This is a genomic window from Paracoccus sp. AK26 (genome assembly GCF_011801365.1).
Lineage (GTDB): Bacteria > Pseudomonadota > Alphaproteobacteria > Rhodobacterales > Rhodobacteraceae > Paracoccus > Paracoccus aerius.
On sequence record NZ_CP041041.1, the window covers coordinates 1,557,498 to 1,582,257 of the forward strand.

The following is a 24,760-nucleotide window of genomic DNA, read 5'->3' on the forward strand; positions in this document are numbered from 1 at the left end:
CGACATGCGCAACTATGCGGCGACCATAATTATGCGGAGTCGAGGACGTTGACGTGCGCATTTCCGGGTCTCACGACATCTGTCGACTCCACATAACTAGGCTATCGCGCAGCGAGCATTGCGATCAATTTGTCCGGCGGGCGGAATTTGCCTGGCTTGATGCCGAGCGGCGCCAAAGCGTCGAGCATCTCGAGTTTTTCGGCCGGATCAGCGCGCAAGTAGATCTCGGTGCTCTGGAGAGTGGCATGACCAAGCCACAGTGCTACCTTGCGGATATCCCGGGTGGCCTGAAGCATGTGCATCGCGCAGCTATGCCGCAGAACATGAGGCGATATTGACTTGGCGGTAAGCGAGGGCACGACGTTCGCAGCTACCGCGGTGTGCTTTGCCAGGATATATTCGAAGCCGGCGCGCGTCATCGCCCGGCCGGCCTTGTTGAGGAAGAGCGCGGTGTCGCCATCCTTGGGTCTGACCGCGACCCAGGCCCGGATCGCGCCGGCGGTCTCCTGCCAGAGTGGCAGCACGCGCTCCCGCCGTCCCTTCCCGATAATATGGATGCTGGCCGGCGACCGTCCCTCGAACTGGTCGAGGGCGAGACCCACCAGTTCGGAAACGCGCAGCCCGCCGGCGAAGGCGAGATGCAGCATGGCGCGATCGCGAATGCCCGATGATGTCCTCCGATCCGGTGCGTCGAGCAGCGCTTGAACTTCGGCGCGCGAAAGGGAAGCGATCAGCGCCTCGTCGACCTTCTTCATTGGAATGGCGTGCACCCGAAGGGCCTGATCGAGAACCGCGGGGACGCGGTGCTCGAGATAGCGGAAGAAGGACTTCACGGCCGCCAGCCTTGCGTTGCGCGAACGGGCCTTGTTGCCGCGCGCCTCCTCGACATGTTCGAGAAAGGCAAGGATCATCGGCACGTCGAGGTCCTCGATCTGCAGCAGGCAAGGCCTCTTGCGCAATCGTCGCGCGGCGAACGTCACCAGCAGCTGGAAGCTATAGGCATAGGCATCGCAGGTATGCACGCTGGCGCGTCGTTCGCGGGGAAGGTGCTCGCGAAGGAACGCGGTGAGGTGCGGGGCGAGCTGGGTCATGCCGGCACTCTCCGATGCAAGGCCTCGCCGGCCGCCGCCATGTGCGCCATCAGCTCGGGCGTCGCCTCAAGATACCAGTAAGTATCGGTCACATGGGCGTGCCCCAGATAGGTGCTCAGGGCGGTGATATGCCGGGCTACCGCCTGGGCATCGTGCGCACAGCGTTCGAGAGAGCGAACGGCGAATGTGTGACGAAGATCGTGGATCCGTGGTCCTTGCGATCCTGGAGTGCCGCGCAAGCCGATCGATCGAATGATTTGCAGGAAGACAGTTATCACGGTCGGATAGAGGGGCGGCGTTCCCTGATGCGAAATGAAGAGTGCATCGCTCTGGCTCGAGGCCTTCAGGCGAATGGCGAGGTATCCGTCCAAGGCGCGCCGGGTCGTTGAATGGAGCGGCAGCAACCGGCTCTTTTTGAACTTGGTCTGGGCAATGATTAGCCCATCGTCGGTCACGTCCGGCAGCCGAATGGCGAGCGCCTCCGAAACGCGCATGCCGGTCGCCGCGATCAGCCCGAACATCGTGGCGTAGGTGATCGGTCGGATCGAACCGTCGGGACCAAGGCGATGCGCGGCATCGATCAGCCGTCGGATGTCGCGGGGATCGTAGACATAGGGTGTGCGGCGCCGGTGACTGGCGCGACCGAAGAGGTCAGCCGAGGGCACCTCATGGCTCGGATCTTCGGCATGCAGCGCGAGCGCGAAGCGGCGCACCGTCAGCAGACGGTTGCGTCGTTGCTCGGGCGATGGTGCCTGCAGTGCCCACTCGCGCACGGTCGCCGTCGTGACGACACGCTCCCCGCGATGCTCGGCGAAGGCGACAAAGTTGCGCAGCAGGATGCCCGGGGTCCGGAACTTGAATCCCAGTGCACGGTGCAGCGCTGCATGATCGGCGAGGAGTTGACTCAGCATGCCAGCTCCCCCGGCCAGGGCTGGGCAATCTGTTCCAGCATCGCAATGTCGACCTTGGCGTAATGCGCGGTCATATCGAGCGAACGATGACGCAGCACCGTGCCGACAGCCTCGAGCGTGGCGCCCGAGCGCAGCATCGAGGTCGCCGCAGAGTGACGCAGCAGGCTGGCTCCGGTCGATGGAGCATCGGAAATGCCCGCCCGCTTCAGCGCTAGTGCTACGATCGTGGAGATGTGGCTGGACTGCGAGAATGATCGGTAGGGTGCGACCATCATGAGAAAGACCGCCTCTTGATCCACGCGCGGCCGTTCCTGCTCGATGTAGGCGAGGATCGCATCGCCGACGTCCTGCGGGAGCGGCAGCCGAACCTGCCGGCGCGCTTTGCCACTCAAGCGCAGCATGCCAGACGTCCAATCGAGATCGCTGAGTCTGAGTCCAGCGACATCCCCGGCCCGCAGCCCCAGACGTGCGAGCAGGAGCAGGATCGCACGGTCCCGTAGGCGCCCCCTGGTAAGTTGATCGCAGGATGCAACGACGCGTTCGAGATCGGCGGCAGCAAGATACCGTGGCAAAGACGAAAGGCGCCATTGCACGACCGGCGGGATGGCGTGATCAAGGTTGGGGCGACAGAGGCCGGCACCCGCGAGGAAACGAAGATAGCTGCGCAAGGTGCTCGTTACGGTCCGCAGGTTCGCCGGCCCGGTTCGCTCGCGCCACTCGCGGACAACATTACGGACTAGGGCGGCATCATAGTCGTGGGTCGCCGTGCCAAGTTCCGACAACAACTTATGCAGGTGGCAAAGATGGCGGGCGATCGTCCGTTCCGACAGTCCCCGGTGGACACGCAGCCAGTTCCGATAATCGTCAAGCAGAGGATAGGTCGAGGCGACCTTCACGGATGGGGAGAGTGTCCGGTCTTCTGTGTAACGTAGATCCGGTCCATGCTTCATTGAAAGGAAGCATGCATGACGATCTCCAAGGAACTTCTGGATGAACTGCTGAAGGGCGTTGAGCGCCCCGAGGACCTGCTCGGCGACACCGGGCTGATGAAAGAGCTGAAGATCAAGCTCATGGAACGTATGCTGGGCGCGGAACTGACCGCGCACCTCGGCTACGAGGAGGGCAAGGAGGCCCCGCCGGGTCAGAGCAACCGCCGGAATGGCTCCTCGACCAAGGTGCTGAAGGGCCAGGACGGTGAGATGCCGGTGGCGGTGCCCCGCGACCGTGACAGCAGCTTTGAGCCGGAATTGGTGAAGAAGGGTCAGACCCGGATCGACGGGATCGACGACAAGATCATCGGGCTCTACGCCGCCGGGCTGACGGTGCGGGACATCCAGACCCATCTGCTCGATCTCTATGGCCTGAAGGTCTCGCCTGATCTGATCAGCCGCGTCACCGATGCGGTGCTGGACGAGGTTCGGGACTGGCAGAGCCGGGCGCTCGACCGGATGTATCCCATCGTGCTCTTCGACGCGCTGCGGGTGAAAATCCGCGATGCCGACAGCCGGACGGTGAAAAACAAGGCTGTCTACGTCGCCCTCGGCGTCACCCGCGACGGGCAACGCGAGGTTCTGGGGCTGTGGATCGCCGAGAACGAAGGGGCCAAGTTCTGGCTCTCGGTGATGAACGAGCTGAAAAACCGGGGCGTTCAGGACATCCTGATCGCGGTCGTCGACGGGCTGAAGGGCTTTCCCGAAGCCATCACCGCGGCCTTTCCCGAGGCCATGGTCCAGACCTGCATCGTGCATCTGGTGCGCCATTCCCTGAACTTCTGCTCGTGGAAGGACCGCAAGGCCGTGGCTGCCGATCTGCGCCGGATTTACAGCGCGCCGAGCACCGATATGGCCGAGGCCGAACTCGATGCCTTCGAGGAAAAGTGGGCCGGGAAATACGCATCAATCGCCCCGGCCTGGCGCCGGGCGTGGCAGGAGGTGATCCCGTTCTTTGCCTTCGATCCCGCGATCCGAAAAATCATCTACACGACAAATGCCATAGAAAGCCTGAACCGCGTGATCCGGAAGTCGATCAAGACGCGCGGCTCATTCCCGACGGACGAGGCCGCGACCAAGCTGATCTACCTCGCCATCCGCAAGTTCGAGAAGGATGGGCGCAACGTCAGGGAATGGTTTGCAGCCCGCAATCAGTTCGCCATAATGTTCGGCGAGCGCTTCGACGCTTGAGTATCCAAAACCGCATGGACCGGGACGGATACACAAAGTTCAGGACACTCTCCGGATGGGTGCGCGACACCTTTCCTTTGCAGGAAAACAACGAACCGCCCGGCTCGGCGCGAATATTTTGATGAAACCCGCAGCCATCGCCGCCCACCAGGACATCCACACCGATGTTCGGCAAAGCGACGAACGACATCGTCACCAATGTCATCGATCGCGATACCTGCGCTACCAAGCCAAGCCGCAAAATGACGCGCCGAGGCCGTGTAGCCTTCAATCGTCAGCGGCGTATATCTCTGAGCGGCAAGCTCGGCCGCGAACTGATCGATCCACGACGACAACGGTCCCGGATCGAGGAACCAGTGATTACGACTATTGGCATCCATCTTTGCTCTCCTCACGATGATGAACCATCGCAAGGGAACATAATTATGCGGAGTAAAAGCCTGCTCTCTGGCTACCTAGGCATCTATAAAAACAACCTAATCTATAGATCGGCAACGCCAACTCCGCATAATTATGGTCGCCGCATAGTTGCGCATGTCGGTCACCCCGCAGGCCAGATAAACCCGGACACCGGTGCCGGGCCCGATCATGCCGCCTCCACCACCCGGATCAACCGCGTCAGCGTGGTCGTGTCCAGCATCGGGTCAAAGCGCAGGCACCGGCCATTGGCCAGCTGAAGCTCAATCAGGGCGGGGCGTTGCGGCGTCAAATCTTCAGCCAAGGAAGGCACCGCCAATTCGGCGGGCGCGCTCAACTCCACAGGCAAGAACACAGTCTCCGGAAGCGGGGAAAGCAGCCCCTTCTTCTTCAGCTCATGCCGCCAGGCATAAAGCTGCTGTCGGGTTACCTCGTGGCGCTGCGCCACCTGCGTCACCGTCGCGCCCGCCACCCCCACCGACAGCACGATCCCGAGCTTCTCCTCGTCGCTCCAGCGACGACGCCGTTCCAGACCCAGAATGTCACCACGCATCGAAAGCCCCGCATAAGATACGTCGTTAACGACGTCGCTATGCACGTGTCTTAGCCGATCACCCCACGCTCAGGCAGGCGGTGGCAACCGGGCGGTTACGACTTCTCTCCGCTCTAAATCCTTTGTGAGAGCAGAAAGCGCATAATCCGTTTCTGGAACCATTAAGGCCATCTGATCAAACCGGTCAGACCATTTAGTATGGCGCCTGGTGACCAGAAACGTTCCGTGAATGGCGCAAATTCGAACCGGGCGCAATTTCCACATCAAACGGCCTCTCCGAAGTCTGTTTGATGAGCCAGCGCGATCATCTTCCAGCAAACAGGCAGGGCTGAACCGCCCCGGGTTTACCGGAGAGTAAAACACTCAAAGGATGAGCCCTATGTCAAAGCCGAGATTCACCCCCGCCTATCCGGCCGAGCTTCGCGAACGCGGTGTTCGACTTTTCCGAGAGAACCGCGGCGACTACGCGAGCGACACGGCCGCCTACAGGGCGATTGCGCCGAAGCTTGGCTGTTCGCCCGACAGCCTGCGCGTCTGGTGCCAGCAGGCCGAACGTGATGCCGGTCAGCGCGGCGGTCTGACGAGCGCGGAGAAGGACCGGATCAAGGAACTGGAGCGCGAGGTCCGTGAACTGCGCCAGGCCAATGAGATCCTGAAGAAGGCCAGTGCGTATTTCGCAGCGGCGGAGCTCGACCGCCCCTTCCGCAAATGATCGCGTTCATCGACGATCACCGTTGTGTCCATGGTGTCGGGCCGATCTGCCGGGTTCTGGGGATCGCACCATCGACCTATCATGCCTTCAAGGCCGTCGAGCGTAATCCCGATCTGGCGTCGGATCGGGCCAGGCAGGATCGCCTCGACATGGCTGCCATCAAGGAGGTTTTCGATGGCAGCCGGGGCCGTTATGGCGCGCGCAAGGTCTGGCACCAATTACGCCGCGAAGGGCACGATATCGCCCGCTGCACGGTGGAGCGGCTGATGAAGGCGATGGGATTGCAAGGCGTTGTGCGTGGCAAGAAGGTCATCACGACCCACCCCGATGCGGCTCAGCCTTGCCCAGACGACAAGGTGAACCGGGCCTTCGTTGCGGACATGCCGAACCAGCTATGGGTCAGCGACTTCACCTATGTCTCAAGCTGGCAGGGCATGGTCTATGTTGCCTTCGTCATCGACGTCTTCGCCCGGAAGATCGTCGGCTGGCGCGTCTCGAGCTCGATGACGACTGGTTTCGTGTTGGATGCTTTGAACCAGGCTATCTGCCAGAGGACCCCATCCGAGACTGACAAGCTGATCCATCATAGTGATCGAGGCAGCCAATACCTGTCGATCCGATATACCGAACGGCTGGCTGAGGCAGGCATCGACACCTCGGTCGGCAGCGTCGGGGACTCCTATGACAATGCCCTCGCGGAAAGCATCATTGGTCTGTTCAAGACCGAGGTCATCAAGTTCCTCGGACCCTGGAAGTCCGTCGGTCAGGTCGAATGGGAAACCTTGAAATGGGTCGACTGGTATAACAAGACGCGCCTGCACAGCGCCATCGGTTACGTCACGCCGAACGAAGCAGAGGAGGCCTTCTACGCAAGCTTGAACGCAGCCGAAAAAGCAGCCTAATCATTGAACCACAAACTCTCCGGTAAACCCGGGGCGGTTCAATGCGCGGATCGCTCATCTCCGCGAGCTTGTGCAGCTTCAGCGCGAAGCCGCGGATATCAGGGAATGGCTCGGTTCCTTGCCCGCCGAAGCCGCCGCCGATAACGCCACAGAACTCGGACGTATGGTTGCATGGGCGAAGGCGCGTCTCACTGCCCTTCAGGCCAAGACTACTATGGAGGGAGCGGCCGTCAAATTGGAGGGCAAGGCACTTTTCCCAGACGTAGACGAACTGCACGATCCATTCGGTGATCCGCCTGAGCCAAAGTCTCATTATTAACTGCCGTTAGATTGCCAGCCTCGAACTCCTGCTCGCACCTCCATCGAACTGGCACGAGACATTACTGACTTGAATGACGATCAAGCACGAAGTCTACGAAAGTGCTTGCCGCACCTATCGCCAACCGGGCATGCCGCGGCTGCAGCCCCTTGAAGCCTCTCCCCCGCCCATGCCCCTTACCATAGGCGTTCCTGAGAGGCGCCAGAGAATGAGCGATCCTGCCCAAGCTGGTCAGGATGTCACGGATTTCCGAAGCGCCTATAGTGGTATCCTCAATCCCTTCGGGCATGATCTTTAGCTCCTTGCGGAGGAGCTTCAGCAGGTCAGGAATTTCAGCCTTGTTGGAATACTCGACCTTTCGGTCGTCCAAGATCAGCTTGCAGCAGCTTTCCACGATCTCCTTCGCGAGGGCGATCGCCTCCCCAGGCTCACTGTCGCCTATGCGTTCAAGTCTGCGCAGATCCTCATACAGCGTTTCCGAGTTCAGGGTAGCGGCGACCGCTTTGATACGCTGCAGAGGCATCCCGAGAGCGTGAACCTTCCGCTGGGCTTCGAAGACAGCACGGCCAGCAAGCACCGTGTCTTCTACGAGTTCCCAGCCTTCTGCCGCTAGGTGTCCGTTGAACGCCTGGACTAGCGCGGCCTGCTCGTCAGCGTCCGTTCGCACAATCGGATGGACGACCTCACAGATGAATTTCAGCAACGTTTCCTGATCCGTTGCGTAAAGCCTGAAGCGCGGATCGCTATAGATCCAGTCCAGAGGCCAATCATCATTGTTGATACAATGCTGCCAGATGTCCCCTTCAGCCGTTTCGTATCGGCTATCGCGCGAGGGCATGGTGGTCAGGTCATAGATGCGACTGAGGAACGCGATCTCGTCCAGCGCCCCGAACCAGATGGTGCCGCGCGCCCGCATCTCGTCTAAGAGGGCAGCCCTGGTCCGTGGGCCAATCTTTCCGTCAGCAACCTTCGAGCTGTTCTGGGCAGTTCGGAGAAGAGCTATCTCGGCATGGACCCAGAACCCCTCATCCTTTCCGAACACAAGCTGGATGTTTGTGTTAATAACATCCGCTATTTCTTGCCGGAGCGTTTCGATCGAAACAAAGACAGACACGGGCAGCCTTATGTAAATGGTCCATAGCTCCGTTCCGCCGTTCCAGTTGTCCATGCCGGTTTGTTGGAGATCGATTTCGGCCTGCGTGACGACACGCAAAGCATCATCTTCACCTTTCGCCCGGAGCAGCTCGACAACCGTTGGAAGTGCGCCTTCGATTTGTCGCCTGATACTGAGATAGCGCATTCTTCGCCTTGCCTTTGAATCCCGACACACGCGATAGACGCGTCGGGTCGATAATGCTGATAGACGGGTCCATAGCAAGCTCCTATCGGAGAAAAACTGAGAAGCGATTTGTGACGGCCATAGGGCCCATTACGTTATCTTTGTGCCAAGTAAGAAAAACGGGCCAGCAACAATAATGACCAGAAAAGGGAAATCCATGCAGATCGACGCATTCACGTGAAATCAAGAACTCAACGATCAAGGCACTTTGTTCTATCCTGCGAGCTGCAAACCAAGATTTCTCCTAGCCGACCAACCTCGGTGACCGCTAGGGACAGCATAAAAAAGAGAGCCATTCTAAACACTAGCTGCTGAGTCACAATAACATAACTTATTTTATGGTTTACCGCTTGCCGATCGCACCTAACAGATTTCAGCAATTCTTTAACTAAATACTCTTGGGGATCGGGAGCGGATGCGCTCGCGACCAGTTCATCAACATCAACCCTGTTAAAGTTTCCCACATTGATGGAACGAAAAGCCGATACAAAGCCCCCTACTCCATAAATAACTGCAGCAAAAAACAGTAAAGCACCACAATAGTGATACCATGCCGAAAATGTAAAAATTTCTTTTATAAATTCTTTTTCTGTTAATGATACGATAATCGGGATTAACGCCAACAGCGCGCCTAGATAGATCTGACCTTTTGTTTCTGCAGACACTTTACGAGAAGTTTCGACGTCTCGCAGGCGCCTCGCTTCTTCAAGTGCAACTCCTGCTTGCCCACGCCACGATGCCCGAGTAATTCTATCCAAGTCATCCCGCAAGTTTCTGTCTGGATGCATGGCGGACACGTGGGGCCACAACAACTGATCGATATTCAACTTCCGATCCTCACCATGGCGTCTACGATGGATGCACTTATAGGGACCCCGGTCCGGTTTTCCAACCAAGCCCATTGGCCATTAGGGTTACATTCGAGAAACCAAATCTCCCCTGCCTTATCTACTACAAGGTCAATGGCGCCATACCGGAGGTTGAGCTTGGTTACGAGCGCGCAACAGCGATCTTTAATAGTATGCGGAAGAGCAAAAACTTCATGACGCAAATCAATAACAGAGCTATGCCTCCAATCAGTTCTCGTGATCTCAAAATCTTGAGAATGGATAGGTCATGTTGACAAATGGCGGAGCCAGAGGCGGATCGACGTGATGTCGATGAAGCCCAGGAAGCTTTCGGCGGTCTTGTCGTAGCGGGTGGCGACGCGACGGGCATTCTTGAGCTTGTTGAAGCACCGCTCAACGAGATTGCGCAGGCGGTAGAGCCTGCGGTCAACGGCGACCCGTAGCTTCCGGGTTTTGCGCATGGGGATGACCGGCACCACGTCGCGCACCTCCATGGTCTTGCGGATGTTGTCGGAGTCGTAGCCGCGGTCTGCGAGCAGAACGCTTGGCTCGGGCAGGTTGTCAGGCATGACCAGATCGAAGCCGAGGTAGTCCGATGTCTGCCCGGCCGTGATCTCGGTTCTCATGGGCAGGCCTGCCGCATTGACCCGCAGATGGATCTTGGTCGTGAAGCCACCTCGCGAGCGGCCGAAACCTTGGCGCGGAGTCCCCCTTTTGCGCCCGCTGCCTGATGATGAGCGCGAACCACGGTGCTGTCGATCATCTGCAGCGCATCCGGCACGATCCGGCTCTCGTTCAGCGCCTCCAGGATCTGTTCCCACAGCCCCGCCAACGTCCAGCGCCGGAACTGCCGATAGACAGACGACCATTTGCCGAACTCTTCCGGCAGGTCGCGCCAGGGCGACCCCGTTCGGGCGATCCAGAAAATCCCATCCAGAACAAGCCGATGGTTCGTGGGCTTGCGGCCGTTCGGAGAACGGACAGCCAGGATGAAGCGTTCAAAGAACGCCCACTCGTCGTTCGACATCAGGTTTCGTGCCACGCTGGTCTCCATTGCAGATACCAGCTTGAATCACGATCACCGCGCCCGGTGAATCCCTTTTGTCAACACGCCCTAGCAACACAGAAAACATCATTCTCTACAACAACTACCCTCAGATCGACAGATTTTTCAATTTTCCTTTGAAAGATTGCAGGAACAACTTTCAGGCTATCTTCCTCTATATCATCTATCGAATGAACCAAAGAAGTATAGATAACCTTTTCATTCTCACCTGATATAAGGGAGTGCTTAAGTGGCTTAGCAACAACATCGCCGCCGGAAAATAATTCAACTACATCATCCTTCCTGTTGGTGATAACTGTTTCTGGAACGAGAAATCCAATCTTCTGGGCATAATTAAGTTGCTTTGATTTATCTTCAGCTAGTTGGATATGGTTTGGATGATTCAGCCATCTTTTCCCTATCTCCAAGTATAAGGACCGAAGCAAGTAAATCCATTCCTCGCGGGCATACTGGCTCGAAGAGGGAGAAAGGTTGAATTTTTCTACTTCTGGTGGGAGAGGTCTTCGAAAGTAACCTGCCCGCACTTGGTTTAACTGGATCGTAGCGTCCGGAGTGGAGAGAGTAGTTTCTCCTTCTGGTTTTCTTAAGTAACCAAACTCTGGTAGATCCTCGGTATTAAGCCGAAAAAAAGACAGGCTTCTTTTCCGAAGTTCCCTAACAATATAATCACAAGTTAGATCGCGCTTGTTTGTGACTAAAAGAAAGAGTTCTAAACCGCCCATTACAAGAACAGATCATTCAGGTAAGGTGAAGTGTCATCGCTCTCCATCTGGGCATCTGTTTTTGTAGCAAGCTCCAAAATGACAGACCCTCTTGTATCGTCCTGCTCAGTGTGCGTTGAAGTTTTTGTAGATAGTTCCTGAACAGAACAGAAGGAATAGTGATCGTCGGACTCTTGGTTATTTCTCGTTTTCGTGGCCATTTCGGTGCTTACGTTGCTGCTACTGATTGTCGGGATTTCGGTTCCGCTTTCATCAGAAACCCACATTGACAGGACACCAGAATAGTATCCCCTCAAGGCCTCTCCCTCTGTCCTTTGCACTGCATGGGATATCAAGAAGGGAGTTCTTTGTCTTTGCGTCCGTGTGAGCTGTTGCATGTTACCCCTTCACGTTATGCTTCTTGATCGGTATTGTAACTATTTTCCGATATAGTGCCTCTCCTCCATATCGTCTAGTTTCTTGTAAAATTTGGAAGAAATTCTTCAATGTTACGATCTACTGCCATAGGCGGTTTCGGCAGGTGTCCAAGATATGCTGAGCCAGGACCTCCGGCCCTCAAACCTAGCAGTATTGGGAGAAAAATCCGGTTAGATCCTGCTCGGGATGCTCAGCCCGGGAGGCCGGAACCTGTCAGTGGCAACCTACAGTGACCATAAGTCATCCAACTTGCCGCAAAGGGCAAAACCATCTGACGTTCACCATCTACAGCCCTCAATACTCCAAATCAGATGTGATTGCATCCACCTGTTGCGTAAGCCGAATGCCCTGCTGGAGCACAAGAACTGGCGTGCCGTGAACGCCCAGTGCTCATCCTTGGACATCTCGAGGTTGAGGTTCGCCAGACTCGGCCTTCCGAAGCCAGGGGCCTTCACGTCTGACTTGCCGTAGATTTCAGCCATGACTCGCTCCAGCGTCAACGGAAGAAAACCAAAAACGTGCTTCCACATCAGGAAGGGAGCTGCATAATCAATAATGTGTTCAGACGCTTATAGAAGTTCCGGATTCTTAGACCGCGACACCCCCTTGCTCGAGGCGCAGCGCACACCCTATCATGTCTCTATGCAGCACCTTCGGTCCTTCATAAGCCGAATACGAGGCTAGTCCCTCACCTCGCCATCGGTGCGAGCCATTTCGTCACAACTTGAACCGGCCCGCCGGTGGGTCAGATGCGAACCGCGGCCTCGTCGCTCGGCTTGGCAGGGCCTCCCCGTTCCTAGTTAGCCCAGGTGAACGTATGCCCGAACAGTGGATTTCTCGCTTTCGTAGGGTTGCTGCAATTGACCCTCAACATTCTGCTCCGCCACCCCACCGCGAGATGTCTGAGACGGTCTTTCAGGCGCTACTGGAGGGCCGGCTTGCGGAGGTCGAGGATGAGCTTGAAGACCTTGATGATAACCCTTGGGCCCAAAGCTTACCTCTGACATTCAGTGAAGCGCCGGTCCGGGCAGTAGCACTAGCTGCGGTATGCAAAGCGCTCCCAACTGGGGAAGATTCGGCAGAACTGACCCGTCCAAGCGGGATCACTTTGATCAGGTGTCGTCCTGCTGCGCTGGCTTCCGAGGTGGGCTGGGCGCTGAAGCGCTTGCTCCTTTCCGATAACCCGGAGGGTAAGTTCGATGTGACCGTCAGCGTCCAGGGGGATCAGGAGCGCCGACCGAGCCCCTGCATGATTGAGAAGTGCTTGGAAAACGCTCTTGCCACCCGGACAGCGCAGATCCTAGTTAGTTGTGACGCAGGACCTTTTACCTCTCGGTTCGCGGATCTGCTGCCTACGCCTGTCTCCGTGGGTCCTCCAGATCGGGACATGCTCGCCGCCGCCCTCTCAGTCTCGACAGGACAGGAGTGCGAGGCGGCCGACCTGCCGGAAGACGCCGCGCTCAGGGCGCTAGGGCTGGACGGCCTCCGCATGGCGCTGCGGTTCGAGACGCTGGACCAGATCATGGCCGAGATGCACCGCCTCGCGAAAAAGATCGCTGCGCGGACTTCTAGCGTCACCCTCGACCACGTTGCGGGCTATGGCGAAGCTGAAGAGGTTGGCCGGAGACTGGTGTCCGATCTTCACGCTTAGGCACGAGGTGAGGTCCGCTGGGACGACATGACCCGCTCCGTCCTCTTTCACGGTGAACCCGGGACCGGGAAGACCTTCCTCGCAAGGGCGATCGCCGGCTCCGCTGGGTTGCCCCTTATTACTGGCAGCTTCGCCAGCTGGCAGTCAGCCGGACACCTTGGCCATATGCTGCGGGAGATGCGGCGAACCTTCGATGAGGCCCGTGATGCCGCCCCCTGCCTTCTCTTCGTGGACGAGATCGACGCTGCGGGGGACAGGGGGTCGAAGGACCTGCACGCGGAGAACTACAGGCGGCAGGTCATCAACGGGTTTCTGGAACTCATGGACGGAGCGGTCGGCCGACCTGGCGTCGCGGTGATCGCCGCCTGCAACGACGTCAGCGCGCTGGACTCGGCGATCCTCCGCCCCGGCAGGATCGACAGGATCGTCCAAGTTCCCCGCCCTGGCCGTGCTGCCGTCGAAAGAATTCTCACCTTTCACGCCGGCGGCTTGCTCGGGCCGGAGGAGGTCCGGTCGCTCGCGCGCCTGGCGACCGGTCGGACCGCTGCGGAACTCGACGGGGCTGTGCGGGAGGCGAAGGGGATTGCACGCGCCCTCCAGCGGCCGCTCTCCGCCGGTGTTGTGGCTGCCGCGCTCGGGTTTGACGACGAGGACCCGGACCTGCTCTGGCGCGTGGCTGTTCATGAGGCGGGACACGCTATCGTAGCAACCCGGCTGCGGCGGGGCGTGATCAGCGCGATCCGAGTCGGCACCGACGGAGGGCACGTTCACCTCGACCCGCCCGCACCGAACCTGACTGCGGGAGACATCACCGATCACATCGCCTTCCTTCTCTCTGGACGCGCGGCGGAAGAGATGATCTTCGCGGAGGCGTCGATCGGCGCTGGCGGGAGGCCGGACAGCGATCTGGCGATGGCAACTGAACTCTCGCTGCGGCTGGAACTGGCATACGGGCTGACCGAGCACGGCCTCCTCTATCACCCGGACTCGACGAGGGTCGGCATGAGGGATCCCGCGACACGTAGCCGAGCTGATCAACGGCTGAATGCGGGGAGAAGCCTCGCGACGGCAATCCTTCGCAAAGAGGAGCAGCGCCTTCGGAGGCTTGCGCAGATCCTTTGCCAGGAACGCGTTCTGGAGGCGACCCCGGCTGAACGGGACCTGTCCGGCAGGCTAATGCGGCTATGCGATCCAGAGGGTTAGAAACAAAGCGAAGGATGCGCATGATATTCGAGGACGATTCCATACCCGCTTATTAATGCAGTGAATAGAACGTCTGGCAGTCCCCTATGCAATTTTTAGCTAGAGGATTGGGTAATAACTCTAAGTATCAATCTGAATTCCAAACAGAGGTTTGTTGCGCCTAGATGTGCGTAAGCGCAGGAATGTTTAATCATCAAAAATAGCGCATAACCCAAAAGCCGCTGGCCATAGATAGTCGTTCCAACTCCTATGGATATGGAAATCGTTCTGGGCAAAAACTGCTCGGTAAACGTTTCGATCCATTTTCGATGCTAACGCCTTTATCGCTGAATGCATCTGCTCTATTTCACTAGCGAGCAGTTGTTCCCGTTGACTTGGATTCGCATGCCGCTCCGGCGCCTCCGGGGCGATATGGCACGAGAAAAAGACAACCGCCACCATTCTGGCTTGGAAATCCTGCGCTGCAGGACGGCATTGCCTTGCGTCGCCCCACGCATCCCACAGGGAGTTGACGAGGAAGGAGTGTCGGAGCGAATATTGGCTTTCTTCTGACAGCGCGAAAGCACGCCGTTTTGCCTCAACCCAGTATCTGATTCCGTTGATTTCAAGTTCAATATCCATGCGGCCTGCATACGACTTGGGTCTGCCACGGTCGCCAGTATAGAGTTTCTTCTCAACGTCCATTTCGCACAACGCCGGATATCCGTGTATCCAAGCCGCCGCCGAGAACAATGCTGAATTCGAGTTCTCGACATACCATGCAGGCAGGTCCCCATCTCTTTTGGAGTATTGGTTGTTCAAATCTCCCCACGTATCGACGACCTTTCGCCAGCCAGCAGGAAAATTATTGAACCGCTTCTGGAAGCTCATAGTCGGCCTTCTTCATCTGGACACATTCGCGATTAAACCGCCAGAACGTCTCTCTTGCGCTGGCTTAATTATGCATACGGAAGGGCGTAGAACAGGATACCGCAGCACGATTGTCGAAAAATGGCTGCCAAGTGGTCGTGCCAGCCATAACTTTTCCTCTCCCGGGCCGAAGGAAAACTTTTGCCTAGCGAAAGGAAAAATTATGGGCGGCAAAAGGAAAAGTTTTGGCTGTCAGGACAGCTGCGACCGGGCTTTGACAGCCTAGCCACATTTCGAATGGCCGCAATTCGGGCAAGTCATGCAGCCTTCGTTCATGCGCATCCCGTATTGGCCGCAGTTCGGGCAGGCCGGTCCCAGCGGCCGTTCGCCGACGGCCACGGCCTCGACCTGCGGATCCGACTTCAAGCCCATCCCCTCGCCTGCCAGGAAGCCTATGTCGATCATGTGCCGCTCGATCACGCCGCCGATCGCGGCCAGGATCGAGGGGACGTAGCGCCCATTCATCCAGGCCCCGCCGCGCGGATCGAAGACGGCCTTCAACTCCTCGACCACGAAGCTGACGTCGCCGCCGCGCCGGAAGACGGCGCTGATCATCCGCGTCAGGGCGACTGTCCAGGCGAAATGCTCCATGTTCTTCGAGTTGATGAAGATCTCGAACGGGCGGCGATGGCCCGACTGGATGATGTCGTTGATGGTGATGTAGATCGCGTGTTCGCTGGCCGGCCATTTCAGCTTGTAGGTCGCACCCTCAAGCGAGGCCGGCCGGTCCAGCGGTTCGGTCAGATAGACGACGTCGGCACCATTGTCGGCGTGCGGCGCGGCCTCGGCCGTTTCGCTGACCGACAGGACGCTGCCGGTGACTTCGTTGGGGCGATAGGTCGTGCAGCCCTTGCAGCCCAGATCCCAGGCTGACAGGTAGACGTCCTTGAAGTCCTCGAACGAGATGTCGGCAGGGCAGTTGATCGTCTTCGAGATCGAGCTGTCCACCCATTCCTGCGCCGCCGCCTGCATGGCCACGTGATCCTGCGGCGCAAGCGTCTGGGCATTCACGAAATGATCCGGCAGCTCTGCCTCGCCATGCATGTCGCGCCACATCTGGACGGCGTAGTCGACGACCTCCTCCTCGGTCCGGCTGCCGTCCTTTTGCAGGACCTTGCGGGTATAAGCATAGGCGAAGACCGGCTCGATGCCCGAGCTGACATTGCCCGCATAAAGGCTGATCGTCCCGGTCGGTGCGATGGAGGTCAGCAAGGCGTTGCGGATGCCGTGCCGCGCGACGGCCTCGCGCACGTCGGCGTCCATCCGTCGCATGAAGCCGGATGCCAGGAAGGCGTCGCGGTCGAACAGCGGAAAGGGACCCTTCTCTCGCGCCAGATCGGCGCTTGCCAGATAGGCGGACCGCGCGATGGCGCGCATCCATGCGCGGGTCTGGTCCACTGCGTCCGCCGCGCCGTAACGCAGCCCCAGCATCAGCAGCGCGTCGGCAAGGCCCGTCACGCCCAGGCCGATGCGGCGCTTGGCCTGCGCCTCGGCCGCCTGCTGGGGCAGCGGAAAGCGCGAGGCATCGACAACATTGTCCATCATCCGCACGGCCACGCGAACCAGGTCGTCAAGCGCCGCCATGTCCAGACGGGCCTGCGGGGTGAACGGGTCGGATACCAGCCGCGCCAGGTTGACCGATCCCAGCAAGCAGGCGCCATAGGGCGGCAGGGGCTGTTCGCCGCAGGGATTGGTGGCGCGGATCGTTTCCGCGTAGTGCAGGTTGTTCTGCTGGTTGATGCGGTCGATGAAGATCACGCCGGGTTCGGCATAATCATAGGTTGCGCGCATGATCCGGTTCCACAGATCGCGCGCCTCAACAGTGCGATAGACCTTGCCGCCAAAGACCAGATCCCATGCCCCATCGGCCTTGACCGCCTCCATGAAGGAATCCGTCACCAGCACCGACAGGTTGAACATCCGCAGCCGCGCGCGGTCCTGCTTGGCGGCGATGAAATCCTCGATATCCGGATGGTCGCAGCGCATGGTGGCCATCATCGCGCCGCGGCGCGAACCAGCCGACATGATCGTGCGGCACATCGAATCCCATACATCCATGAAGGACAGCGGCCCCGAGGCATCGGCGCCCACGCCCTTCACCTCGGCCCCCTTGGGGCGCAGGGTGCTGAAGTCATAGCCGATGCCGCCGCCCTGCTGCATCGTCAGCGCCGCTTCTTTCAAAGCGTCGAAGATGCCGCCCATGCTGTCCTGAATGGTGCCCATGACGAAGCAGTTGAACAGGGTAACCGACCGGCCCGTCCCTGCGCCCGCAAGGATTCGCCCCGCGGGCAGGAACTTGAAGTCCTGCAATGCGGCATAAAAGCGGTCTTCCCATTCGGCCGGGCTTGCCTCGACCTGGGCCAGATCGCGTGCGACGCGGCGCCAGCTATCCTCGACCGTCGCGTCGAGGGCACGGCCCTCGGTGTCTTTCAGGCGGTACTTCATGTCCCAGATCTGTTCGGCAATGGGCGCGGCAAAGCGGGTCATGGCGGCTTCCTTGGGGCGGCGGCGAAGTTATCCACAAGATATGGGCTTTCGCCACAGCTGATCAAGCGATCAGATCCGAAGCCCCTGGCGCACCGCATCCTCGGCGGCGGTGGAAAGCGTCTTTCGGCTTTGCCCCACGACCGGGATCGGGTCATGCATCACCACCGTCACGCATCCCTGCCGGCGCATGGCCAAGACCGCCAGCAGATGCGGGCCCAGATCCATGTCGCCCCACCAGCCGTAGAAGCGCGGATCGGCCCCCTGCGGGGCGCGATAGACGGCGCTGACCGGCTGGATGGCCAGCCCTTCCGGCAGCGCGGGGTCCAGAAAGCCCTGGAACAGCGTGGGCTTGAAGGGCAGCATCCGCAGCCCGTCGGTCGAGGTGCCCTCGGGGAAGAACAGCAGCCGGTGGCCAGCGCGGACGCGTGCGGCGAATTCCTGTGCCTGGGCCTGGGCAAGCCGGGGGTCGCGGATCACGAAATGGGTGTTGGTGACGCGCGTCAGGATGTTGATTCCGGGCCAGCCCGCGACCTCGGCCTTGCTGACGAAGAAGACCGGCATCGCGGCGTTCAGGACCAGGATGTCCAGCCAGCTTGAATGGTTTGCGACCACAGCACCGGGGCCGCGCATCGGGCGCCCGACGCGCCGCCAGCGGATGCCCATGCAGGCCAGGACCACGCGGCAGACCCATTGAACATGCGGCCCCGTCCAGGGACGGCGCTGACCGTGGAACAGCCGCTCGATCCCTCGCAACGGCAGGATCAGCAGCACGCCCAGCAGCAGAACGAGGATGGCCCCGGAACCGCGCCGCAGCACGCGCAGCCAGTCTCGCAGCCCTTCGGGACTCGACATCGGCGGCGGAACATCGTCGTGCCATGCAGGCACGGTCCCGGCAGGCTGGGGCTGGGCAGGTTCGGGTGACGGGGCGTTCATTGCGGCTGCCAGCGGCTTTCGTAGAACTGGCGGTGCTTGTCGGACATGGCCTTCGTGTCCATCAGCAGGAAGACGTCGGTCGTGTTGAAGGCGCGGTCGATGAACGCCCCCTCGCCCACCATGCCGCCAAGGCGGAGATAGGCCTTGATCAGCGCGGGCATCCCGATCAGCGCCTCTCGCCGGTCAAGACGGTCGGCGGGGATCAGGTCCATGCGGTGGAACCCCTGCGGCCGGGCGCGGGGGCGCAGGTCTGCGGGGGCGAGGTGGTGATGGTGCAGCCAACTGAGCGAAGGCGCCAGCATCGCCGGGTCGGTGCCGTGGAAACTGGCGACGCCGAACAGGATCTGGATACCGTGATCCAGCACGTAATCCGCGAGGGCGTTCCACATCAGGAACACGCCCGCCCCGCCACGGCAGGCCGGATCGATACAAGACCGGCCCAGTTCCAGCACCGGCCGCCCACTGTCGCGCAGAGGCGTCAGGTCATATTCAGCGTCGCAGTAGAACCGGCCGAACCGTTCGGCCTGGTCGCCGCGCAGCAGCCGATAGACGCCCACCACATGGTCCAGATCCTCGGCGGAACGGCGGTTGTCGATCAGGCACAGGTGATCGACGACCGGATCGAACTCGTCGCGTTCCAGCCGAAGGTCGTGATCGACCATCGCGCCATCGCCGCCCAGTTCCTCGATGAAAACGCGATAGCGCAGGCGCTGCGCGGCCAGAAGGTCCTGTTCCGACACCGCAAGGCGGATATCGAAGAAGGACGGTTCAGAGGTCGGGCGGGCGGCTGCGGCTGACATCGGCATCGGACCCTCTCTAGGGGCGGCGGCCGTGCATTGCAACAATGCAGCAGCGGAACCGTCGCGACGAGCCTTCCGTCAAAGACTGCTTGCGGAAAACAATCAATGGTTGCAATCGTTTCCGCATGACGCCCTAGCTGCCATGTGACCAGACGATATCCAGCGACACCCGCCTGCCGTCGATGACCTGCTTTCCCGCCTCGGCGAAATTGACCGTGATGCGGTCGCCGATGCGGGATTGCACCTGCCCCTCGCCCCATTCTGGCGCGCCGGGATGGCGGACGATCATGCCGGGTTCAAGGATCTCGTTCACGGGCAGCCCCCTTGTGACTTTGTGAAAGGTAATGCCGCATGATTCAGGATACAACGCGCATCGCGCAGCCCGATCTGGCGCAACTGCTGGGTTCGCGGCTGTGCCATGACCTCGTCTCGCCCCTGGGCGCGATCGGGAACGGGGTCGAGCTGCTGGAGATGTCGAACGACTTTCCCGGCATCGGGGCCAGCCCCGAGTTGAAGCTGATCGCCGAATCCGTGGCATCGGCGCGGGCGCGGATCCAGCTGTTCCGTGTGGCGTTCGGGCAGGCGCAGGGCGATCAGCGCATGTCGCGCGCGGGACTTGCGCAACTGCTGGACGGATTTTCAGGCCAGGGCCGCCTGCGCGTGACGCTGGAGGCCGAAGGCGACTTTGCCAGGATCGAGCTGCGCATGATCATGCTGGCGATGATGTGCATGGAAAGCGCCCTGCCCTGGGGCGGCAGGGTCACGATCACCCATGCTGGCAGCGCCTGGCGGCTGAGCGGCGAGGCCGAGCGGGTCAAGCAGGATCCGCCCCTGTGGGCCTGGTTGGGCGGCGCCGATCCGCGCAGCCCAGCACCGTCCGAGGTTCACTTCGCCCTGCTTGCCCAGGCACTTGCCGCTGCCGGCCGCAGGGCCGAGTGGGATCTGGACGAGAAAGGCGCCAGGATCGTCTTCTGATCCAGCCCCTTTCTTGGCCGGATCAGGCGCGGACCGTCCCGTCGCCCTTCACCAGATATTTGAAGCTGGTCAGTTGCTCGGCCCCCACCGGGCCGCGCGCGTGCATCTTGCCGGTGGCGATGCCGATTTCGGCGCCCATGCCGAACTCGCCGCCGTCGGCGAATTGGGTCGAGGCATTGTGCATCAGGATCGCGCTGTCCAGGCCGGCGAAGAAGCGCCGCGCAGTGGCCTCGTCCTCGGTCAGGATCGATTCGGTGTGCTGGCTGCCATAGCGGCGGATATGGGCAATGGCCCCGTCGACGCCATCGACCAGTTTCGCGGCCATGATCATGTCCAGGAACTCTTGCCCGAAATCATCGGGCTGCGCGGCGACGGTGCCGGGGATCCGGGCCAGATCGCCCTCGGCCCGGACCTCGACCCCGGCGGCCAGAAGCGCCTGCACCAGATCCGGGCCGTGGGCGTCGAAATAGCTGCGGTCGATCAGCAGACATTCTGCGGCGCCGCAGATGCCGGTGCGCCGCGTCTTGGCATTCAGGACCACGCGCCGGGCCTTTTCGGGATCGGCCTTTGCATCGACATAGATGTGGCAGATGCCTTCCAGATGCGCGAAGACGGGAACGCGCGCCTGCTGCTGGACAAGGCCCACCAGTCCCTTGCCGCCCCGCGGGATGATCACGTCGATCAGGCCTTGGGCCTGCAGCATGGCGCTGACGGCGGCGCGGTCGCGGGTGGGGACAAGCTGGATGGCAGCCTCGGGCAGGCCCGCCTGGCGCAAACCTTCGACCATGCAGGCATGGATCGCCTGGCTGGAATGCAGGCTTTCGGAACCGCCCCGCAGGATGACGGCATTTCCCGACTTCAGCGCAAGGGCGCCCGCGTCGGCGGTGACGTTGGGACGGCTTTCATAGATGACCCCGATCACACCGATGGGGGTGCGGACCCGCTGGATGTGCAGCCCGTTGGGACGGTCCCATTCGGCCACCACCTCTCCCACCGGGTCGGGCTGCTGGGCCACTGCGCGAAGCCCGTCCTCGATCCCCCTGAGGCGGCTTTCGTCCAGGCGCAGGCGATCCAGCATCGAATCGGCCAAGCCCTTGTCGCGTCCGAATTGCATGTCCCTGGCGTTCGCCGCCAGCACCGCCTCGTGGCTGGCTGCCAAGGCATCGGCTGCGGCAATCAGGGCGGTGCGCTTGGCTTCAGGGCTTGCCTGCGCAAGTTCGATCGCAGCGCTGCGCGCGGCATGGCCCAAGGTTTCGATCAGCGCGGTTGAATCAGTCATGCCCTATCCCCTGCCCGATGTTGCAGCGGCCTTGTCTTAGCGAAGATCGGGAGAGGGCGTTAGACCCAAAAGGCAATGAAATGGCGCGGTTGACGGGGCTCGAACCCGCGACCCCCGGCGTGACAGGCCGGTACTCTAACCAACTGAGCTACAACCGCGCATTTCATGGCGATGGTGTGTGTGGCGCGGTTGACGGGGCTCGAACCCGCGACCCCCGGCGTGACAGGCCGGTACTCTAACCAACTGAGCTACAACCGCACACTCACCACCCCGACCAGATCGCCCGCCGGGGTGAGGGGCGGTTTACGCAGACCGATCGCCCCCGTCAAGGGCGCGTCGGAAATAATTCGCGCCGCCTCCGCGGATAACTGATCCGCCCCCCGCAGCAAGGATCCGGAACGGCGGTGGTGGAGGGCCCCGAGGTCGGCAGGCCGCGCATGACGCGGGCGGCCAGCCAGCCGAAGGCCTGCGCTTCCAGCATGTCGCCGTCCAGACCCGCGGCTTCAACCGGCTGCACGTCGCAGGGCAAATCCCAGGCCAGCCGCGCCATGATCGCAGGGTTGCGCCGCCCGCCGCCGCAGACCAGCACCGTTGCGGGGATCTGCGGCAGCCAGCGAAAGCCCGCGGCGACCGATCCTGCCAATGCCGCCACCAGGGTCGCCGCTGCATCCGCATCGGGCAGGGGATCGACCGCGGGACCCAGGTCTGCGAACTGGTCGCGGTCCAGCGACTTCGGCGGTTGGCGGTCGAAGAACGGGTGGCGCAGGAACCGGGCGACGATGTCCATGTCCGCCGTCCCTGATGCGGCCAGCCTGCCGTCCCGGTCATGGCTTTGGCGCAGCCTGCGGCGCATCAGGTCGTTCAAGGGCGCGTTTGCCGGGCCGGTGTCGAAGGCAAGGCAGGCACCCGGCGTTTCCGGCGCGGGGGCTTGCGGATCGACCCAGGTGATGTTGCCGACCCCGCCCAGGTTCAGGAAGGCGACCGGCTGCGCGGGCAGCAACCCCTGCCCCACGGCCCAATGCACACAGGCCCAGTGGAAGAAGGGTGCCAAAGGCGCGCCCTCGCCTCCGCGGCGCACATCCTCGCTGCGAAAGTCCCAGACCACCGGGCGATCCGCCTGCCGGGCAAGCCAGGCGCCGTCGCCTGCCTGGTGGGTGCCCCTGCCCTGCGGATCATGGGCCAGCGTCTGGCCGTGATAGCCGATCAACTGCGCTTCGGGGAAACCCGAGGCCATTGCGGCATGGCTTTGGACAGATATCGCGGCTGCGTCCTCGACCCCTGGTTCACCGGGCCAGCGGCCAAGCGCCGCGTGCAGCACCGCCGATTCGTTGTCGGAATAGGTGCAAAAGGCGCTGCGGCCGAAGCCGGCGATCCGCACGCCGTCCGTCTCGATCATCGCCGCGTCCACCCCGTCCATCGAGGTGCCCGACATCATTCCCAGAACCCGGATCATCGCGCTTTTCCTTCCCTGTCCCAGCCGGTATATCCCCGGCGATCAGAAGGAAAAAGCCGATGACCTACAGCCCCAAGTCCGATTTCCTGCGCGTCATGTTCGAACGCGGCTACGTGGCCGACTGCACGGATTATGCGGCACTGGACCAGGCGCTGCTGGAAGGCTCGGTCACGGCCTATATCGGCTATGACGCGACGGCGGCGTCGCTGCATGTAGGGCACCTGCTGAACATCATGATGCTGCGGTGGTTCCAGAAGACCGGCAACCGTCCGATCACGCTGATGGGCGGCGGCACGACCAAGGTGGGCGACCCCTCCTTCCGCTCCGAGGAACGCCCGCTGCTGGACGAAGCTGCGATCCAGTCGAACATCGACGGGATGCAGCAGGTCTTCGCGCGCTATCTGTCCTATGGCGACGGCGCTGCGCTGATGTTGAACAACGCCGAATGGCTGGACGGGCTGAACTACCTGGAGTTCCTGCGCGACGTAGGGCGGCATTTCAGCGTCAACAGGATGCTGTCCTTTGAATCGGTGAAGTCCCGGCTGGATCGCGAACAGTCGCTGTCCTTCCTGGAGTTCAACTACATGATCCTGCAGGCCTATGACTTCCTGGAACTGCACCGCCGCTATGGCTGCCAGCTTCAGATGGGCGGGTCGGACCAGTGGGGCAACATCGTCAACGGCATCGACCTGACGCGCAGGGTGGACGATGCGGTGATCTGGGGCCTGACTTCGCCGCTGCTGACGACCAGCGACGGGCGCAAGATGGGCAAGTCGGCAGGCGGCGCGGTCTGGCTGAACAGGGCGATGTTGTCGCCCTATGAGTTCTGGCAGTTCTGGCGCAATACGACCGATGCCGATGTGGGCCGCTTCCTGAAGCTGTATACCGAACTGCCGGTCGAGGAATGCAACCGCCTGGGCGCGCTGCAGGGGTCCGAGATCAACGAGGCCAAGGTTCTGCTGGCCAATGAGGTGACGTCCCTGCTGCACGGCCCGGACGCTGCCGCAAGCGCCGAGGCCACCGCCCGCGAGGTTTTCGAGCAGGGCGGCGCAGGCGGCGACCTGGAGGTTGCGTCGATCGGTGCGAACGCCTTGGCAGGGGGCATGACGGTTGCGCAACTTCTGGTGCAGACGGGAATCACAGCCTCGGGGAAGGAAGCCAAGCGACTGATCGCCGAGGGCGGCTTGCGGTTGAACAACGAGCCGGTGTCCGATCCGCAGCTTGCAGTGGATGCGGCGCTGATCGGCGGCGGGCTGAAGGTGTCAGTGGGCAAAAAGAAGCACCGGATGGTCCGGATCGGCTGATGCAGAGGCTGCATGGCAGCCCTGCATCGCTGCGGCGCGGCATTGCGCCGCTGGACAGTTCGCGCCGCCATACCTATCTGACGGATCGGGAGGGGACACTCCGACCCGAAAGACAGGACAATGGCAGACAACACCGCTCAACCCCTCAGCATCACCGCCCGCAAGCTTGCGGCGCAGACAGATGCCGTGCTGGACCAGATGTTCGGCTATTTCACGCGCGAGGAAGCGCCCCGCGTGATCGAAACCCGCCGCGCCGCCTGAACCAAGGCCAGACCAGCAGGATTTCCCA

The 24,760-nt window shown here is 61.0% G+C and carries 23 protein-coding genes, 2 tRNA genes and 1 other annotated feature; of the genes, 7 read left to right on the forward strand and 18 right to left on the reverse strand.

The genetic code is table 11. From position 1 onward, the window contains the following. Positions 1 to 101: 101 nt before the first annotated feature. From FIU66_RS07735 to FIU66_RS07745, 3 genes are read right to left on the reverse strand one after another with little or no spacing between them, the layout of a single operon-like run. Positions 102 to 1,091: a tyrosine-type recombinase/integrase gene (locus tag FIU66_RS07735; RefSeq protein ID WP_167621668.1), complete on the reverse strand. Its 990-nt coding sequence runs from the start codon at positions 1,089 to 1,091 to the stop codon at positions 102 to 104. Then, a complete protein-coding gene (locus tag FIU66_RS07740; protein WP_167621669.1) occupies positions 1,088 to 2,002 on the reverse strand; it encodes a tyrosine-type recombinase/integrase in 915 nt (304 codons plus the stop codon). Before FIU66_RS07740 ends, FIU66_RS07735 begins: the two co-directional genes overlap by 4 nt. Further along, positions 1,996 to 2,898, reverse strand: coding sequence for a tyrosine-type recombinase/integrase (locus tag FIU66_RS07745; protein ID WP_240544638.1), 903 nt, complete (start codon positions 2,896 to 2,898; stop codon positions 1,996 to 1,998). The genes FIU66_RS07740 and FIU66_RS07745 overlap by 7 nt, the downstream gene beginning before the upstream one ends. Positions 2,899 to 2,967: 69 nt before the next feature. Between FIU66_RS07745 and FIU66_RS07750 the strand changes: the two genes are divergently transcribed. Then, a complete protein-coding gene (locus tag FIU66_RS07750) occupies positions 2,968 to 4,182 on the forward strand; it encodes an IS256 family transposase (RefSeq protein ID WP_167622159.1) in 1,215 nt (404 codons plus the stop codon). Here FIU66_RS07750 and FIU66_RS07755 read toward each other — a convergent pair. Together FIU66_RS07755 and FIU66_RS07760 are read right to left on the reverse strand one after the other, a co-directional pair. Further along, the gene (locus FIU66_RS07755; protein WP_201281056.1) at positions 4,143 to 4,562 is read right to left on the reverse strand and encodes a site-specific integrase; all 420 of its coding nucleotides are present in this window, start codon (positions 4,560 to 4,562) and stop codon (positions 4,143 to 4,145) included. The two genes, FIU66_RS07750 and FIU66_RS07755, sit on opposite strands and share 40 nt — an antisense overlap. Before the next feature lie 206 nt (positions 4,563 to 4,768). Beyond that, entirely contained in the window at positions 4,769 to 5,152 is a 384-nt protein-coding gene (locus FIU66_RS07760; protein ID WP_126152565.1) for a transposase, read from the reverse strand. A gap of 379 nt (positions 5,153 to 5,531) precedes the next feature. On the opposite strand from FIU66_RS07760, the gene FIU66_RS07765 reads away from it, so the two are divergent. Next, positions 5,532 to 6,766, forward strand: a protein-coding gene (locus FIU66_RS07765) for an IS3 family transposase (RefSeq protein WP_370528908.1) whose coding sequence is annotated in 2 segments (ribosomal slippage) — positions 5,532 to 5,832 and positions 5,832 to 6,766 — 1,236 coding nt in all. Because the reading frame shifts where the segments join, the coding sequence is not laid out codon by codon here. After that, positions 5,819 to 5,935: a sequence feature (AL1L pseudoknot), on the forward strand. Its footprint overlaps the gene before it by 117 nt. A gap of 380 nt (positions 6,767 to 7,146) precedes the next feature. On the opposite strand, the gene FIU66_RS07770 is transcribed toward FIU66_RS07765, so the two are convergent. From FIU66_RS07770 to FIU66_RS07785, 4 genes are all read right to left on the reverse strand, one after another. After that, the gene (locus tag FIU66_RS07770; RefSeq protein WP_167622160.1) at positions 7,147 to 8,385 is read right to left on the reverse strand and encodes an abortive infection family protein; all 1,239 of its coding nucleotides are present in this window, start codon (positions 8,383 to 8,385) and stop codon (positions 7,147 to 7,149) included. Positions 8,386 to 8,615: 230 nt separating this feature from the next. After that, positions 8,616 to 9,251 (reverse strand): hypothetical protein, encoded by a 636-nt coding sequence (locus tag FIU66_RS07775; protein ID WP_167622161.1) that lies wholly within the window; start codon positions 9,249 to 9,251, stop codon positions 8,616 to 8,618. 287 nt (positions 9,252 to 9,538) lie between these two features. Next, positions 9,539 to 10,326, reverse strand: a protein-coding gene (locus FIU66_RS07780; RefSeq protein ID WP_167621549.1) for an IS5-like element ISPme2 family transposase whose coding sequence is annotated in 2 segments (ribosomal slippage) — positions 9,539 to 9,990 and positions 9,990 to 10,326 — 789 coding nt in all. Because the reading frame shifts where the segments join, the coding sequence is not laid out codon by codon here. A gap of 50 nt (positions 10,327 to 10,376) precedes the next feature. Beyond that, positions 10,377 to 11,060 (reverse strand): RimK family alpha-L-glutamate ligase, encoded by a 684-nt coding sequence (locus tag FIU66_RS07785; protein ID WP_167622162.1) that lies wholly within the window; start codon positions 11,058 to 11,060, stop codon positions 10,377 to 10,379. Between the two features lie 1,804 nt (positions 11,061 to 12,864). Here FIU66_RS07785 and FIU66_RS07790 point away from each other — a divergent pair. Together FIU66_RS07790 and FIU66_RS07795 are read left to right on the forward strand one after the other, a co-directional pair. Beyond that, a complete protein-coding gene (locus tag FIU66_RS07790; RefSeq protein WP_167622163.1) occupies positions 12,865 to 13,128 on the forward strand; it encodes a hypothetical protein in 264 nt (87 codons plus the stop codon). Positions 13,129 to 13,155: 27 nt separating this feature from the next. Then, positions 13,156 to 14,331 carry an AAA family ATPase gene (locus FIU66_RS07795; RefSeq protein ID WP_167622164.1) on the forward strand — a complete coding sequence of 392 codons (1,176 nt, stop codon included), beginning with the start codon at positions 13,156 to 13,158 and terminating at the stop codon, positions 14,329 to 14,331. 186 nt (positions 14,332 to 14,517) lie between these two features. On the opposite strand, the gene FIU66_RS07800 is transcribed toward FIU66_RS07795, so the two are convergent. The 5 genes from FIU66_RS07800 to FIU66_RS07820 form a co-directional block, all read right to left on the reverse strand. Then, the gene (locus FIU66_RS07800) at positions 14,518 to 15,201 is read right to left on the reverse strand and encodes a hypothetical protein (protein WP_167622165.1); all 684 of its coding nucleotides are present in this window, start codon (positions 15,199 to 15,201) and stop codon (positions 14,518 to 14,520) included. A 261-nt stretch (positions 15,202 to 15,462) separates the two neighbouring features. Further along, on the reverse strand, positions 15,463 to 17,727 hold the full coding sequence (locus tag FIU66_RS07805; protein ID WP_167622166.1) for an adenosylcobalamin-dependent ribonucleoside-diphosphate reductase: 2,265 nt from the start codon (positions 17,725 to 17,727) through the stop codon (positions 15,463 to 15,465). Between the two features lie 69 nt (positions 17,728 to 17,796). Next, positions 17,797 to 18,579, reverse strand: a complete 783-nt coding sequence (locus tag FIU66_RS07810) for a 1-acyl-sn-glycerol-3-phosphate acyltransferase (RefSeq protein WP_167622167.1) — start codon at positions 18,577 to 18,579, stop codon at positions 17,797 to 17,799. Positions 18,580 to 18,656: 77 nt separating this feature from the next. Next, on the reverse strand, positions 18,657 to 19,460 hold the full coding sequence (locus FIU66_RS07815; RefSeq protein ID WP_167622168.1) for a GNAT family N-acetyltransferase: 804 nt from the start codon (positions 19,458 to 19,460) through the stop codon (positions 18,657 to 18,659). Between the two features lie 133 nt (positions 19,461 to 19,593). Continuing rightward, positions 19,594 to 19,773: a DUF3553 domain-containing protein gene (locus FIU66_RS07820; RefSeq protein WP_167622169.1), complete on the reverse strand. Its 180-nt coding sequence runs from the start codon at positions 19,771 to 19,773 to the stop codon at positions 19,594 to 19,596. 38 nt (positions 19,774 to 19,811) lie between these two features. On the opposite strand from FIU66_RS07820, the gene FIU66_RS07825 reads away from it, so the two are divergent. Further along, positions 19,812 to 20,435, forward strand: coding sequence for a histidine phosphotransferase family protein (locus FIU66_RS07825; RefSeq protein WP_167622170.1), 624 nt, complete (start codon positions 19,812 to 19,814; stop codon positions 20,433 to 20,435). Between the two features lie 22 nt (positions 20,436 to 20,457). Here FIU66_RS07825 and FIU66_RS07830 read toward each other — a convergent pair whose 3' ends face one another. The 4 genes from FIU66_RS07830 to FIU66_RS07845 form a co-directional block, all read right to left on the reverse strand. After that, complete coding sequence (locus tag FIU66_RS07830; protein WP_167622171.1) at positions 20,458 to 21,714, reverse strand: glutamate-5-semialdehyde dehydrogenase; 1,257 nt, start codon at positions 21,712 to 21,714, stop codon at positions 20,458 to 20,460. 81 nt (positions 21,715 to 21,795) lie between these two features. Further along, positions 21,796 to 21,872, reverse strand: a tRNA-Asp gene (locus tag FIU66_RS07835). A gap of 23 nt (positions 21,873 to 21,895) precedes the next feature. Continuing rightward, positions 21,896 to 21,972, reverse strand: a tRNA-Asp gene (locus tag FIU66_RS07840). A gap of 67 nt (positions 21,973 to 22,039) precedes the next feature. Then, complete coding sequence (locus tag FIU66_RS07845; RefSeq protein WP_167622172.1) at positions 22,040 to 23,167, reverse strand: anhydro-N-acetylmuramic acid kinase; 1,128 nt, start codon at positions 23,165 to 23,167, stop codon at positions 22,040 to 22,042. 59 nt (positions 23,168 to 23,226) lie between these two features. Here FIU66_RS07845 and tyrS point away from each other — a divergent pair, with 59 nt between their 5' ends. Together tyrS and FIU66_RS07855 are read left to right on the forward strand one after the other, a co-directional pair. Then, positions 23,227 to 24,471 (forward strand): tyrosine--tRNA ligase, encoded by a 1,245-nt coding sequence (gene tyrS / locus FIU66_RS07850; RefSeq protein ID WP_167622173.1) that lies wholly within the window; start codon positions 23,227 to 23,229, stop codon positions 24,469 to 24,471. A gap of 120 nt (positions 24,472 to 24,591) precedes the next feature. Next, positions 24,592 to 24,732, forward strand: coding sequence for a hypothetical protein (locus FIU66_RS07855; protein ID WP_167622174.1), 141 nt, complete (start codon positions 24,592 to 24,594; stop codon positions 24,730 to 24,732). The last annotated feature ends 28 nt before the right edge of the window (positions 24,733 to 24,760 follow it).